The 14,137-nt window shown below is 61.5% G+C and carries 15 protein-coding genes and 1 pseudogene; 1 reads left to right on the top strand and 15 read right to left on the bottom strand.

The genetic code is table 11. The annotated features are described in order from the left end of the window. Window positions 1-8: 8 nt before the first annotated feature. The 13 genes and pseudogenes from GXH28_RS09640 to GXH28_RS09585 all read right to left on the bottom strand — a co-directional run bounded on the left by GXH28_RS09640 (window position 9) and on the right by GXH28_RS09585 (window position 10,494). Complete coding sequence (locus GXH28_RS09640) at window positions 9-530, bottom strand: phage tail protein (RefSeq protein ID WP_169238813.1); 522 nt, start codon at window positions 528-530, stop codon at window positions 9-11. A gap of 1 nt (window position 531) precedes the next feature. Next, window positions 532-717 (bottom strand): hypothetical protein, encoded by a 186-nt coding sequence (locus GXH28_RS09635; RefSeq protein ID WP_206156784.1) that lies wholly within the window; start codon window positions 715-717, stop codon window positions 532-534. A gap of 2 nt (window positions 718-719) precedes the next feature. Next, window positions 720-860, bottom strand: coding sequence for a DUF6760 family protein (locus tag GXH28_RS16840; protein ID WP_320447943.1), 141 nt, complete (start codon window positions 858-860; stop codon window positions 720-722). Between the two features lie 17 nt (window positions 861-877). Further along, window positions 878-1,246, bottom strand: coding sequence for a phage tail assembly protein (locus tag GXH28_RS09630; protein ID WP_169238811.1), 369 nt, complete (start codon window positions 1,244-1,246; stop codon window positions 878-880). A 36-nt stretch (window positions 1,247-1,282) separates the two neighbouring features. After that, window positions 1,283-1,741 (bottom strand): phage tail protein, encoded by a 459-nt coding sequence (locus GXH28_RS09625; protein WP_169238810.1) that lies wholly within the window; start codon window positions 1,739-1,741, stop codon window positions 1,283-1,285. An 83-nt stretch (window positions 1,742-1,824) separates the two neighbouring features. After that, window positions 1,825-3,498, bottom strand: a complete 1,674-nt coding sequence (locus tag GXH28_RS09620; RefSeq protein ID WP_169238809.1) for a phage tail sheath family protein — start codon at window positions 3,496-3,498, stop codon at window positions 1,825-1,827. Window positions 3,499-3,659: 161 nt separating this feature from the next. After that, complete coding sequence (locus tag GXH28_RS09615; protein ID WP_169238808.1) at window positions 3,660-4,502, bottom strand: Pvc16 family protein; 843 nt, start codon at window positions 4,500-4,502, stop codon at window positions 3,660-3,662. Between the two features lie 392 nt (window positions 4,503-4,894). Continuing rightward, window positions 4,895-5,104 carry a DUF2283 domain-containing protein gene (locus GXH28_RS09610; RefSeq protein ID WP_169238807.1) on the bottom strand — a complete coding sequence of 70 codons (210 nt, stop codon included), beginning with the start codon at window positions 5,102-5,104 and terminating at the stop codon, window positions 4,895-4,897. Between the two features lie 3 nt (window positions 5,105-5,107). Beyond that, window positions 5,108-5,344 (bottom strand): hypothetical protein, encoded by a 237-nt coding sequence (locus GXH28_RS09605; RefSeq protein WP_169238806.1) that lies wholly within the window; start codon window positions 5,342-5,344, stop codon window positions 5,108-5,110. Window positions 5,345-5,538: 194 nt separating this feature from the next. Then, window positions 5,539-6,930 (bottom strand): IS66 family transposase, encoded by a 1,392-nt coding sequence (gene tnpC, locus GXH28_RS09600; RefSeq protein ID WP_206156783.1) that lies wholly within the window; start codon window positions 6,928-6,930, stop codon window positions 5,539-5,541. Between the two features lie 28 nt (window positions 6,931-6,958). Beyond that, window positions 6,959-7,342 (bottom strand): alpha/beta fold hydrolase, encoded by a 384-nt coding sequence (locus GXH28_RS09595; RefSeq protein ID WP_169238804.1) that lies wholly within the window; start codon window positions 7,340-7,342, stop codon window positions 6,959-6,961. Between the two features lie 124 nt (window positions 7,343-7,466). Then, entirely contained in the window at window positions 7,467-9,629 is a 2,163-nt protein-coding gene (locus GXH28_RS09590; RefSeq protein ID WP_169238803.1) for a glycoside hydrolase family 3 N-terminal domain-containing protein, read from the bottom strand. Window positions 9,630-9,718: 89 nt separating this feature from the next. Beyond that, window positions 9,719-10,494: pseudogene (locus GXH28_RS09585) on the bottom strand (SDR family oxidoreductase). A 158-nt stretch (window positions 10,495-10,652) separates the two neighbouring features. On the opposite strand from GXH28_RS09585, the gene aroQ reads away from it, so the two are divergent. Further along, a complete protein-coding gene (gene aroQ / locus GXH28_RS09580; protein ID WP_320447942.1) occupies window positions 10,653-11,099 on the top strand; it encodes a type II 3-dehydroquinate dehydratase in 447 nt (148 codons plus the stop codon). A gap of 2 nt (window positions 11,100-11,101) precedes the next feature. Here the strand turns inward: aroQ and pyrB are convergent, their stop codons facing one another. Both pyrB and GXH28_RS09570 read right to left on the bottom strand, forming a co-directional pair. Further along, window positions 11,102-11,971 (bottom strand): aspartate carbamoyltransferase, encoded by an 870-nt coding sequence (gene pyrB / locus GXH28_RS09575; RefSeq protein WP_320447941.1) that lies wholly within the window; start codon window positions 11,969-11,971, stop codon window positions 11,102-11,104. Window positions 11,972-12,290: 319 nt separating this feature from the next. Next, a partial coding sequence (locus tag GXH28_RS09570) for a C1 family peptidase (protein WP_206156782.1) occupies window positions 12,291-14,137 on the bottom strand: 1,847 nt, incomplete at its 5' end.

Raw genomic sequence — 14,137 nt, 5'->3', positions numbered from 1 at the left:
CCCATCCTTCAGAGGGCATTGCCCTCTTCGCGGCTCAGCATCATGCCGTGGTGAGCAATTTCCAAGGATTCGATGGCGACCTGAAGCGTGTCCGTGCTGAGGTCTGCCCCAGACCAGCGCACGGGGAAAGCGTCAAACACGTCCCACTGCTTCACCTTTTTCAGCTCGGCGTTGCCGAGGATGATGGAGAGGTTGACGCGCCTCACCTTGCCGTCGTATAGCCCGTTGCAATACCAGTCCCACAGATCGCGCGAGTAGCTGATGCCTTGGCGCAGGGTGATGTTTGACCACTTGGTGCGCCCGGCCAGCTTGTGCACGAAGTCGTTCACCCCCCCTTCCGCGACTTCCTTCAGTTCGCGCTCCATGCTCAGTCCGGTGCACTCCAGGAATTCGGCGGAGAGGATGCCGGCGATCTCCAGATAAAAGCGAAATGCCTGGCCGGCGCTGCGCGCGCCACCTAGCAACGCTTGCGTCTGGCGTGCTTCGATCAGGTCTTGTTGAGTGAGCGGCGCTTGAAAGGCTGTGCTCATGTCACCTCAACTTTTGAACACCCAGGCGCTCTCGTTCAATGCGCGATTCGCGCTTGAGCAAGTCATAGATGCAGCGCGCCAGGGCCTCCAAATCAATGGCATCTGTCGAGCGAATCACTGAAGGGGCGTCGAGGGATGCGCCTGTCGTCGGCACTTCCTTCGATGCCGTGGGTTGATCGCGGTCCATGGTCATTCCCCTGCTTGATTGAGCCTGCGATTAATGCCGGCCAGTTGCTCCACCCACTGCCGTCGTTCGGCATGTTCCAGGTTGAGGATGTCGTCGAGCGGCCAGTGAAAGTAGTAAGCCAGGTAGGCTACCTCCTCTTGCAGGCGATCAGAGGGGTAGCCTAAGCTCCCCCCAACTCGGCCAAGTCCACCTCAAATCGAGCGTTGCACTCTGGGCAGGTTAGGCTGATCAGGCTCTTGCCGGTCTCGTTGATCTGGCGATACAACGCCTGCAAGTAAGCCAGGTCGGCGGCGTAGAGATTCTCGATGATGCCGGTGGTGACGGTAGGCAACGTGCCCAGTCGGACGATCACACGCGAGAGCAGGATAATGGCCAGGTAGGCCTGATTGGCCCGCACGCGCAGATCGCGCAACGGGGCAATTTCGTCCATCGCTGTCGCCAGGCGCATCACACCTTCTTTGTGCACATTCCCGTCCTGATCAACGTAGCCAACCGGCAGCGTGAATGGGAACTCAGTTTGCGGTCTCATGGCCGAAGATGGGGGATGGATCGAGCGAGGTAGGGGCTAGACTTTGACGCGCTTCATCCCCTCGTGGGTGAGCACCAGTTCCTCGATGCCAAAGTCGTTGCTGTCGGCCTTGAAGTCCGGCCCGGTGACCTTAATCGGCCAAGCGTTGATGAAGTCCCACTGCGCCGCCGGCTCGTAATTGCGATCAAACATGATGATCGAGCAGTTTTGCCGCGCCTCCTTCATCTTACCGTTGATCACCAGATCGCGCCACTCCCAGATGTCAAGGGTGTCGGTGATGCCGCGCTTCAAGGTGACATCACCCCACTTCAGCCGTCCGGGGATTTTCTGCACCAACTCGCGGCCGTTTTCGTCAATGACTTTGTGCTCGATCACTTCATGTTCCGAGCCGATACCGCTGCACTCAGAGAAGTAACCGGTGATCTTACCCCCGATGTCCAGGGCGAATTGAAACCCCACCAGGGGATCGCTTGAGCGTCCGGATTTCTGGGCCATTTTTCAAACCTCCTGAAAGATGTATTTTGGGATATCTCTTGCGATAAGGATTGTCGCGGAAGATGCCTCGCTGTGCGCCGCGTTTAGGCTTCGGCGCCGGGCTGCCACTGGCTGACGCGGAAGATGACGAATTCGGCGGGCTTCACCGGGGCCATGCCGATCTCGATCACCAACCGCCCCAGGTCGCGCGATTCGGGCGGATTCAATTCGGCGTCACACTTGACGTAGAAGGCCTCAGCGGGCGTGAGGCCGAACAAGGCGCCACCGCGCCAAACTGTGGTGAGAAAGGCGCTCACATCGCGCCGCACTTTCGCCCACAAACGGGGCTCATTCGGCTCAAAAACCACCCACTGCGTGCCGCGTTCGATGGACTTCTCGACGTAGTTGAACAGCCGGCGCACGTTGATGTAACGCCACGCCGGGTTGCTGGATAGCGTGCGCGCGCCCCACACACGAATGCCCATGCCGGGGAAGGCACGGATGCAATTCACACCGTTGGGGTTGAGCACATCTTGCTCGCCCTTGGTGCAGTTGTAGGCCAGGCCGGTGGCGCCGCGCACCACTTCGTTGGCCGGCGCTTTGTGCACGCCGCGCGTGTTGTCGCTGCGCGCCCAGATGCCGGCGATGTGCCCTGAGGGGGGCACATGGATCGGCTGGTTGGTCACCGGATCCATGACCTCGATCCACGGGTAGTACATCGCGGCATAGCTGGAGTCGAAGCCCGTCGCCTCCATGCGCCATGCCTTGACCTGCTGCGGGTTGAGGCCGGGCGGGGTGTCGAGAATCGCCACACGGTCGCCCATGCGCTCGCAGTGGGCGATGATGGCCGTCTGCACGGCCTTGACCATATTCAGGTCGAGCGATTGGCCCGGCAGGGTGGTCATCAGATCGGGCACGACCACCATGGTGATGTCGTCAATGGCCTCCAGCGCCTCGATGCCGGTGCGCTCGGTCACATCGCCCTGAAAATCCGAGCTGGTGGCTGGGGCGAGTTGGCGCGTGTCAATGCTGAGCGATTGCTGCTGCTCGCGCGGCCACACTTTGGCCAGCGGCGCAGATTCGTCAGCAATCAGCAGATCGATCAGGGTCGGGCGCTTGTTGTTGGCGTAGGAGACCGCTACGCGGCGCACGCCGTTCTCCTCCACTTCGACCAACGTGGCATTGCGGATCACCTCTTCGGTCTTCCAGCCGCCGCCGCGCCGTTCGCGCTCGATGGTCAGGTGAAAGGCAGCCGAGCCGTCACCGACTGGCGCGCCAGGAGCCGGTGCATCGGCCGGCTGTCCTTCCGGCGCAGGGGACTCTTTGGCAGCCCGGCCCCGCTTCTCGACAGGCGGCGCGCCGGTGGTCTCGACCTTCACCCGCAAGCGCGCGCCATCGAAGCCGGCCTGGCGGGCTTGCGCGATCAACATCGGTTTGCCTTCATTGTTCAGCAACGCCGCCTGCGCTTTCGGGATGGTCTTCACGCTCAGCACGTAGCAACGCGTCCCCCCGTTGCTGAAGTAGCCATATACGGCATGGGGCAGATAGGCTCCGCTGACGAACCCGCCAAACTTCTCCACAAACTGCGACCAGTTGGTGATCAGTTGGGGCTTATTCAGCAAATCGCGCGTCACCGTTTCGCCGTTCACGCGCTCCACTGTTTGGGCCTTTTCGGTGAAGCCAATGAACACAGCCATCGCGGTGCCAACGCCTTCAATCGGTTTGGGGCCGCGGTCAATTTCTTCCACGTATACCCCTGGCGATAGATACTCTGGCATGCTTCGCTCCTCTGGCAATAAGTCTGCTACCTGAAAATTGGGGCTTCAATCACGGAACAGGTCTGCACCGCAAACGTTGTTCACGCTATGCCCAGTCACTCACCGGACATTGGCAAAAGGTGGCTCCTGCGCTTTGTGCGGCTTTGCCAATGCCCAATCACTCACACAACGATGTCGTAACTTTCTGATGGGATCACAAGTGTCTGGCGCACGGGCTTGCGCCCTTCGGCGGTGACCTCCACCGTATGCCGGCCACGCGGCAATAGGCCGATAACATACTGACCTCCTTCTTGCACAGGCACCTCCAGTGCCCGCTCAACCAAACGCAAGCGCGCACGCTTGAGCTGCTGACCAGAGCGTGTGCGCAACAAACCGGAAATCCACACGAAGCGTCCTTCGCCGTCTGGTGTGCTGAGCGTTTGATCTGGCGGGCGGATGCTTTGCCCAAAGCGCACCTCCGCCGAGCGCACTGGCGGCGTAGTCACGGGCGCGTAAGGATTCAACGCCACGGTGAGCAAGCAGCCGACCGCGGGGCGAGCTTCGTTATCCAGCACGCTCCACAAATCGGTGGGCTTCTCCATCATGATGGATTGGGCGACGCTCAGGGGGATGGGAGCAGGCTGATCGCGCAGGCCCTCTGACAACACACCATTGGGCAACGTGCCGTGGCGCGCCAATGCCATCACCGTCCGCGCGAGCAACCGATGCTCGTCTTCAGGATCGGCGGCCCAGGCGGTGATCATGTAATGTAAGTCCAGCCGGAGGGGTTTGCGGCGCTGCACCACCACGCCGTTCTCACTCCGCTCAATATCGAACGCCGGCGTGGGCTGACGCAGTTTGTTGTTTTCGCGGATGTCAAAGAGGAACAGGTTGAGGGTAGGCCGGCTCAGACGCGCAGACCACTCCCGCTTCGGTTGGTCAAAGGTGACGTCAACTTCTCCCTGCCGAATTGGCAGCTCTTGGATCAAGAGCTGGCGGAGCGCTTCGTCTATTTCGTCTATCATTTCGGTTGCCTCCTAGCTTGGGCAGCAGATCTGCACTCCAACGCATAAAGACCTCACCTGGCAGGACCCCTTCGCTTCTCACAGCCAGGAGACAACCCACCAACAATCCGCTTTTTTGGCAGCGAGTAGGCGAAGGCGTTGCAGCTATTGTAGCAGCACCTCCACAGATGTCAACATACTTCTCTTTCGCAATCGTCCCAAAGGCCGGGTTCGACTTGAAGTTGCTTGCACAAAGCCTTCGGGAGGTTCAAAAGGCTTAGCGAATTCGGGTGACGACGAAGCGCTGATGAGGGAAAAATTCGGCAAAGACCTGACTCCCCATCGGGTGAAGTATCGCACGTTGAAGCGGTAAAAAAACGTCCCGAAGACGCCTGACTTCGGGACGTTTCGCTTTATGTGGACGCTGCCGCTGGTATTCTCTGGTAAAGAATTTCTCTCATGTCGCTGTATGCGCTGGCGTGTTCAATCGTGATGCTGACCACGTTGCCATTGCTGTCCAAATCCAGATAGATGTTTTCGTTTAGTTCGCGCGTCTCCACAGGCGGGTTGCTGGAAAGTTCAACCAATGTCGTGTCGGTATCTTCAAAGTATTTGATTCGCATGGCTTACTCCTTAAAGTTTCGGTCAAAGAAAGCGTTGTGAACCGTCTCGCCATCCTCGAGCAGAATAACCCGCAACGGGCGGTTTTCCATTTCTGGGATTCGCGCCCAGCGACGAATTCTCCCGTCGGATTGGATTTCCTCACGCAATGGGCTGCGGACGACTTGCTCAATCCATTCATCTTTGATAACGGCGCGGTCTGGACGCTGGCGGGTGTATTGAAAGTATTGCGTGGTTTTCATTTGCTTTGATTATACTTGAAGCGCAAGGCGCTCATTGCCAAAATACACATCGGCAACGGATCTGATTACGATGCTGTAGTTTCGCCTTTTTATGGTTTATGCGAAATTTTCGAGGAGCCAGCGCCCATATGTGGTGCTTTAGCGTCCTCCTGATTACCATATCTGGTGGTCAAACAAAATTGGCGAAAGTACAGTTAAGAGGTATCGAATACCGATGGTGCGAGGAGTTTCGGGGGCTCGGCTGGGGCCGTCAGGACCGAAGCCAGGTAGTCCCGCGCCTCGCGCCCCTGCTGCTTCAGGGTCTGCAGGACGCTCGCCAAGACCGCATGGGTGCGGGCGCCCCGCGGGGTCTTGTTGCAGCCTCCCGTCTTGCGGACAATCACCGCCGGGCGGAGGGCCCGTTCGGCGCGGTTGTTGGTCGCCTCCACTCCTTCGACCTGGAGGAACCGCAGCAGATGGCGCCGCTGCTTGCGGAGCCGCTGGGCGAAGCGCGCATTGTCCGGATCGGTGAACCGCCGCCCTTCCGCGATCAGGGCGTCCAGCTTGGCCTCGAGCTGCTGCACCTGCGCCGCGAAGGTCGCCGCCGTCAGGGTCGGCTGGGCGTCCCGCAAGGCCAGGGCCTCCCGCAAGAGCTGAGCCAACGCCCGGGGGAAGCGCACCGCCCCCCGCGTCTTCTCCCGCGCCAGTTTCGCCAAGTCGTCGAGAAAATGGGCGAAGCACTTCTGCTGGAGCCAGTCCACCAGCGCCTGGTGATCATAGGCCAGGAAGCAGTCCGTGACCAGCACGCCGGCAAACTGGCGCCCCAGGATCTCCACCACCACCTCGTGGGAGCGGTGCTCGTCAATCGTGTAGACCGTGAGCGTCTGGTTCGTGAAGACCCACAACCACGCCGAGAGCACTCCGATCCGCCAACCGGTCTCATCGGCGTGCACCACAGCCGACTGCCGGATGGCCTCGACCAGCTCTTGGTAGATCGGCTCGGCCTTCTCCGCCAGCCGCTCATCCGCCTGGCAGAGCCCGCCCGCGGTGACCTCCAGCCCGAAAGCGGTCTGGAACAGGTCAGCGATCTTCCCGTAGGGGATGCCCAGGCGATGCTTCAGGTCCGCCGCCAACGCCTTCGCCCGCGGCCCCACGCTGACCCCTGCCGCCCCGGTGGCGGCCGAGACCTGCCGCGGATGGCGCGAGCGCACTCGCTTCCGGCACCGGGGGCAATAGCCACTCTCGGTCCGAAACCGCGTGATGACCGGCTCGACCTCCGGCAGATCCACTTGCACTTGTTCATGGGTGGCCCGCTCCTCCAAGGGGCTCCCACAGTCGGGGCACGCTTCCAGCAGGAGAACAATGGTTTCGTGGATCGCCTCCTCCGGAGGCGCCTGCCGATAGGTGAAGAGGCCTTTCCCCGGGCGACGGCCCGGGGGCTTAGGATCAGGCTTCGGCTCGTCCCGAGAGAAGGGCGCGGCTTGGCGATGGCCCCGACGCAGCTCGGCTTCCAGGGCAGCGATCTTCGCTTGAGCCGCCTCCAGCTTGGCTCGGAGGGCCTCCAATTCGGCCCGAAGCATCCGGCAGCTGGGACATTCGGTCATCATGGCGATTTATATAGCACATCCGAAGACGCTAAACAAGTACCACGCCGCGCACGGTCAGACGGTGCAGCCGGGCCTGTTTGCCAGCAAAATGCAGGGCGCTCCACGCAGCAAAGCCGGCGCCGAGCACATAGCATGCCTCGATGCCCAGCGCCATGAGCAGGTGACAGGCCCAGTCTGCCTGATAGTTCCACAGATCATGCTCACGCTCATCGTGATACTTGACGACGCGCGTGGATTGACCAGTGCCGGCCGGGTCGAAGCTCAACACATGGAAGCGCGTGGCGAAATGCTCGATTTCCGCCGCGTACCCCTGAGCCGCGTGCGCATTGTCGGGAAAGATCAGCAGCACGGCGCCTTCTCCCCGTTCAATGTAGTGAATGTCCTGCTCGCCGAGAGTAATCGTTGGCACCATGACTCCTCTTTGAGGGCAGCCAGAAGTTCATCAGGATTGTGGCGATCGCTGTTGGATCGGGCACAGGCCACAGCAGCAGACGCCATACGCATCGCGCGCACAAGTCGTTGTCTGCGGCATTCGCTCACAACTCGAACTCGCCCTGCGCGCCGGCTGCGCGGACACAGTCCGCGCTGTGCGAACCAACCCACACGTGAAAGGCGCCCGGCTCGAACACCGGCCTGTCATCCAAACCGGTGAACATCAGGTCTTGGGCCGACAGAGCAAACCGTGCGCGCTGTGTCTCACCCGGCTGCAAGGACAGGCGCTGAAAGCCCTTCAATTCCTTCACTGGCCTTGTGACCGAGGCCACGACATCGCGCACATACAGTTGCACGGTCTCGATGCCGGCGCTTGCGCCGGTATTCGTCACTTGCGCGTTGATCTCCACCGACGCGCCGCGCTTGATCACGCGCAGGTCTGAGTAAGCGAAGGTGGTATAGCCCAGGCCAAAGCCAAACGGGAACAGCGGGGCGATGGGCAGGTCGATGTAGCGTGATGAGTCGCCGCGGTTGGCGGCCGGCCGGCCGGTGTTGCGATGGTTGTAGTAGATGGGAACCTGGCCGGTGGCGCGCGGCATGGTGACAGGTAACCGCCCGCTCGGCGCGGCTTTGCCAAACAACAGGTCGGCAATCGCATAGCCGCCCTCGGTGCCGGGGTGCCAGGCATACAACACAACCTGCGCCAGATCCACTTCGCGCTTGATCGCCAACGGGTGACCGGCCAGCACGCCCAAAACCACCGGCACGCCGGCATCGCAGACCGACTCGATCATCTGGCGCTGGCCGGCCGGCAGCTCCAGCGAGGACACACTGGCCGCCTCGCTGCTGCGGCGCGGATGCTCGCCCATCACCAGCACAACCAGATCAACGCCCATCAGCATGTGATACAGCGCTTCGTCGGGGAGCGTGGAGGGTGTCACGATCTCGAAGTGCTTGGGCGCTTCCTGGCGTATGGCGTCTGCGATGGAGGTGACATCTTCGCCGCGTCCGTCCAGCGTCCACGTGCCCAGCAGCTCGCTGCGCCCGTGCGCCAGCGGGCCGAACACGGCGATGCGCTTGAAGGGGCTGTCGGCCTTCAACGGCAACAGGCCGTCTGCGTTCTTCAGCAAGACACACGATTCCTGCGCAATCTGGCGGGCTAGCGCGCGATGTTCGGGCGCAAGAATGACACGCGCAGCGCGATCGGGGTCGGTGTAAGGCTGGTCGAACAGGCCGGCCAGACATTTGACGCGCAAGATGCGCCGGGCCGCTTCGTCGATGACAGACAGGGGCATATGCCCGTTGCGCACCTGCTGAGCGAGCTGACCCGGATAGACACCGGCGATCATATCCATATCGACGCCGGCAATCACCGCTTTGGCGGCTGCTTCTGCATCGTCAGCGGCCACGCCATGCACCACCAGCTCATGAATAGCGTTCCAGTCGCTGACGACGAACCCCTGAAAGCCCCACTCCGCGCGCAGGATGTCGGTTAACAGCGTTCGGTTGGCGGCCACAGGCACGCCACTGTAATCGTGAAAGCCCGACATGAGCGTGGCCGCGCCGGCTTCGACGGCGGCGCGAAACGGGGGCAGATACACATCGCGTAACGTGCGCATCGACACATCGACGAAGTTGTAATCACGCCCGCCTTCGGCCGCACCATAGCCGGCATAATGCTTGGCGCAGGCGGCCAGCTTATCCGGCCTTGAGAAATCATCGCCCTGAAAGCCGCGCACCGCCGCGCGCGCCAAGGCGCTGCCCAGGAAGGGGTCTTCGCCGGGGCTTTCGGCAATGCGACCCCAGCGCGGGTCGCGGGCGATGTCGAGCATCGGCGCGAAGGTCCACTTCACGCCGGCGGCGCTGGCTTCGGCAGCGGCTACCGCCGAGGCTTGTTCCATGCGCTGGGGGCTCCAGGTGGCGGCCATGCCGAGCGGAATGGGAAAGACCGTACGATAGCCATGGATGACATCGCGGCCAAACAGAATCGGGATGCCCAGGCGCGACTCGGTAACGGCGACGCGCTGCAAGTCGTTGCAGATCTCGGCGCGCACTTCGGGCGCTGCGTCCACGCCAGCGCCGGCCAACGCAGTCACCTCGGTGATGAGTAAACCGACGCTGCCGGCGCGCAACGCATCCAGTTGCGGCGGCGCATGCGGCAATTCCTGATTCATCTGGCCGATCTTTTCTTCGAGCGTCATCTGGCCGAGCAGTTCATTGATGCGTTGCTCAACTTCCGGGCGGGTAAATGAAGTGGGGGTGGTCATGGCAGGTTGGAAGGGAGTGCGTGCTGAGTGTCGGGTAGTGTGTGCTGCCTATTCCGTCTGACTACTGGCTACTGACAACTGACGACTCACTAGAATCCCTGAATCAGCGACTCGGCCCCGTCGATCCAGACTTCGGTGCCGGAGATGTGATCAGATGCGTCGGAAGCGAGAAACAAGGCGAGCCGGGCTACTTGCTCTGATGTGCCGGGTTTGCCGGTGAGCGGAATATAGACGTCCTGCCGGCGTTGCAGGTTGCGGTACTGGGTGTTGTCGCGAATCTCAGTATAGATGGCGCCGGGACAAATGACATTCACACGAATGCGACTGGGCGCCAGCTCGAGCGCCAGCATTTTGGTCATCGCCACCTGCGCCGCCTTGGTGCAGGAGTAGGCGGTGGCACCGGTGTTGCTGAACACGCGTGTGCCATTGACCGACGAGCACACGATGATCGCCCCCCCTCGCCATGTTGCTTGATGAGCGGCACGGCCAGCTTGAGCGTGATGAATGTGCCGGTCAGGTTGATGGCGAGGGTCTTGTTCCAGTCTTCCAGCGTCAGGTCTTCGATTTTGGCCCACACCCCGTTGACGCCGGCATTGGCAAACACGATGTCGAGCCGGCCCCAGTGATCCATCATGCGCTGGAAGGCGGCAGACATTTGGTCGGCGTCGGCGATGTCGGCCTTGAGAGCGAGCGCCTCGCCGCCGGCCTGCCGAATTTCCTCGGCGGTGCGTTGAACTTCGCTTTCGGTGCGGCTGAGGGCGCCGACTCTGGCGCCGGCGGCGGCGAACAGCAGCGCGGCGGCCTTGCCAATGCCAGAGCCGGCACCGGTGACGAGCGCGACTTTGTTGGTGAGTGCAAGTTGCATAGTAGCTCACATTCTAGCCAACCGGTCACACCGTGCATGTCACGCGCGGCTACCCAGACACTGGTGTGGCAAATTGTCTATACTGCCGGCTTTGGCGCTATCGTAAACACTACGGCAGACCGGCGCGACATTTGACCGGCCGGCATGGAGGAAATGGTGTGAACATCCTGGTGCTGCATGGCCCTAACCTGAACCTGCTCGGATTGCGCGAACCGGCGGTGTACGGGCGCATCACGCTGAGCGAGATCAACGCGCGGCTGAGCGCGCTGGCGCAGTCACGCAGCGCAACGCTCAACATCGTGCAATCCAACCACGAAGGCGTGTTGATTGACGAAATTCAAGCCGCGCGCGAACGGGCTGCCGGCATCTTGATCAACCCCGGCGGCTACACTCACACCAGCATAGCCCTGCGCGACGCCATCAGCGCCGTCGGGCTACCGACGGTCGAGGTGCATCTGTCCAACATCTACGCCCGCGAGCCGTTCCGACACCACTCCTACATCTCACCCGTGTGCGCCGGCACAATTGCCGGGTTCGGCTGGCGCAGCTATCTGTTGGGTCTCAGCGCGCTGCTCGACCTGCTGAGCGAGCAGAAGCCGGCCTGATTTCAGATCGCACCCAACACCATCGCCAACAGCGCCATGCGCACATACACGCCGTTGCGCGCCTGGCGGAAGTATGCGGCATTGGGCAGGTTGTCCACATCGGTGGCAATTTCATCGACGCGCGGCAAGGGGTGCAGAACAGACACGCCTGGTTTGGCGCGCCGCACGACATCGGCGGTGATGACATACACGCCCTTGTACTTCAGGTACTCATCCGGCGTGATGAAACGTTCCTGCTGAATGCGCGTGATATAGGCCACATCGGCGCGCTGAAGTGCCTCGTCCATGTTCGACGTTTCGCGCACCACTGTGCCGCGCGATCGCAGTTCAGCCACCAGAGCCGGGGGCATGGACAGCTCCGGCGGGGACACAAAGTCGAGGGTGACCTGCCAGTGCGCCAGTGCGCGCGCCAGCGAGTGCACCGTGCGGCCATTCTTGAGATCGCCCACCATGGCGACAGTCAGACCATCCAAAGCGCCCCTCTCGCGCTCGATGGTGTACAAATCGAGCAGCGCCTGGGTGGGATGCTCACCCGTTCCATCGCCGGCGTTGATAACGGGCACATCGGCGGCGTCGGCCAGCGCACGCGCCGAGCCAACCGCCGGATGGCGCTGCACAATGACATCGGCATAGCCGGCCAACATGCGCGCCGAATCTTCGATGGTCTCGCCTTTGGCAGCGCTGCTGCTGGTTTTAGCTTCGGCCACACTGATAACGCGCCCCCCCCCCAGGCGATGCATGGCGCTTTCGAATGACAGTCGGGTGCGCGTGCTCGGTTCGTAGAACACGGTGGCCAAAATGCGCCCATCGCACAGACGCAACACCTCGCCGCTGGCTAGGCGCTGCTCGAACTCGGCAGCCTGGGCCAGCACATCCTGAATCTCTTACTTGCTCAGGTCTGTAATGCTGATCAGGTCACGATTTTTGAGTGAGTTCATCCGGTTGTGCACCCTCTTCGATCCGATTTGGACGCGCGCCGGTGACAGACAAAATAAAAGGCCCTTGGAACACCAAAGGCCTCGTAAATGCTGACAAAGTCGCGCGCATCGCGCAGAGATTCTAACATGCGCGGTCAGGCGGCATAGCGCGTGATTCTTTGCGAGATCGTGTGGCCGCCGACAGGTTCAGCAGGGTGGGGCACACTCTGCGCCACACTGCCTTCTCCCTGTCGGTCAGCCGGCTGTTGATCGCTTAGCGGATGAACTGCACGTCATCCAGAATCAACTCAACAGGCGCATCACCTGAGCTGTTTGTGCTGGCCTCGAAGACAAGCGTAAGACGCTGGCCGCGCCAAGCCTGCACGTTGACATCTTGCACGGCCCAGTATGTTGTTGGCATGGCCGAGTCACACAGGTTGTATTGCTGAATTATGTTTACACCCAGCTTGACGCGCGCGTAGTCCTGGCCACAGGTCTGGTTAGGATAGCGATAGACACGATACCAGAACCGCAGCGCGTTCGCCGTCGAGGGCACAGTCACCGATTGCCAGATGGTCGGCGTTCGGTTATACCGATTGGCCCATAACCAAGCAGCCCAATTACCGCTGCGCCGTTGCCAGTTAGTAATCCCCGACGTGTTGTACCAGGCTTCCACCTGACGCTCAAAATCGCCATCGGGAATTGGGAAGATGAATGGCCCGTTTGTAGGACTCGGCCTGCGCACCACAGGCAAGTAAGCCCAGCGGTTGAACAGGCGCGCACCGTTGACGTATGAAGCTCCATAGCCAACGTTCGAGACGCCATACCGGATCAGCATGTAGCCCCCTTGGCCCCACCAGGCGCCCCATGAGTTGCGCAAAATCCAGGCCTGCACGTTGTCATCCCAACCGACGAGCACGACGCCATGGTTAATGTCGTGCGGGCCGCTCGCCTCGTTGATGGCAAACACGCCGCCGGTGTAATTCGCGAACTGCGGCCCGACCTGCACCGCAACAGCCACAGGGCCGTATTGCAGGATAGCCCGCTTCAGCTCATTCACACCAGGAACCGAGTATGGATCGCCTGGCCTGATGTAGTTCCAGACCCGCCCTTGCCAACGATGTGGATACGGACCATTGCACGGCGCATCAGTTGCCTGATACGGGAAGGCAGCTTCGCCCACCGCTCCGGCCATCGGTTCGCCTACAATCCGCAATGTGGTGTGATAGTCGTGGCCCCACCAGCCGCCACTACATCCCCACTTTCTGCGGTTACAGGAGACCAGAAACTGCTCGGAAAAGTTGACGTTAGTCGGGTTAAGCGTAGGTCGGGCGATCAACACAGCAGACTCCATCACCCCAACCGTCGCAAAGGCCCAGCAACTGCCACACCAGCCCTGGTCTCGAATGGGCGGGCACTTGTTGTGTTGACACCAGTTGAAGTAACCCGGAAGCTGCTGTAGCGCAGCTGGCGACAGATTGGCCGGCGTTTCGTCCGTCTCACCAGCAGGGCGAGGCTGCGCGCCGGTGGGAAGGACGGGCGGCTGGTCCGGCAGCGGGTCGGGCAACGGCCAACTGACCACCTGGGCCAAAGCCGCCAGCGCGACCCCGCTGCTGGCCGTGAACTGCGCGCGCCGCGCGATGGTCTGCTGGCTCAGCCAGGGCCGGCTGTGGGTCAGAGTCAGATCCGTCTCGCCATCGGCCAGCGCCACAACGGCAAAGGCGCAAATTGCCGGGCTGCCTACCAGACGTGTGATGGGATGAATCGCGTCGGGCGTCGGAGAAACCGACACATGAGCTGTCGTGGCCTGGGCCTGCCACAGGAAGCCGGTGGAGGGATTACACGGCAAGGTCAGGCTGAACGTTTCCCCCGCTTTGACCTGGCCCCGCAGGGTCAGCGCAGCGCTGCCCACGCGACCCAGTAGTCGGTCGACGTTGCTATGCAACCAGGTGGACAACGTGTCCAGCGACGCGCCACTTGACAGCGTCTGCTGCGTTTGCAGCGCGCCAGAAGAAGCCGGCCCGCTCTCGACCGCCGCCCAGCTTCCATCTTGGCCTACCTGAACATCCAGCAGCGTCGGGGTATCTTGAGAAACAAGACCTGTCTCGAGAGACGTTTCAG

This window comes from Candidatus Roseilinea sp. NK_OTU-006 (assembly GCF_012931985.1).
Taxonomy (GTDB): domain Bacteria; phylum Chloroflexota; class Anaerolineae; order J036; family Brachytrichaceae; genus JAAFGM01.
Note: the sequence above shows the minus strand (reverse complement) of the source record. Positions and strands in the feature narration are given on the sequence as shown.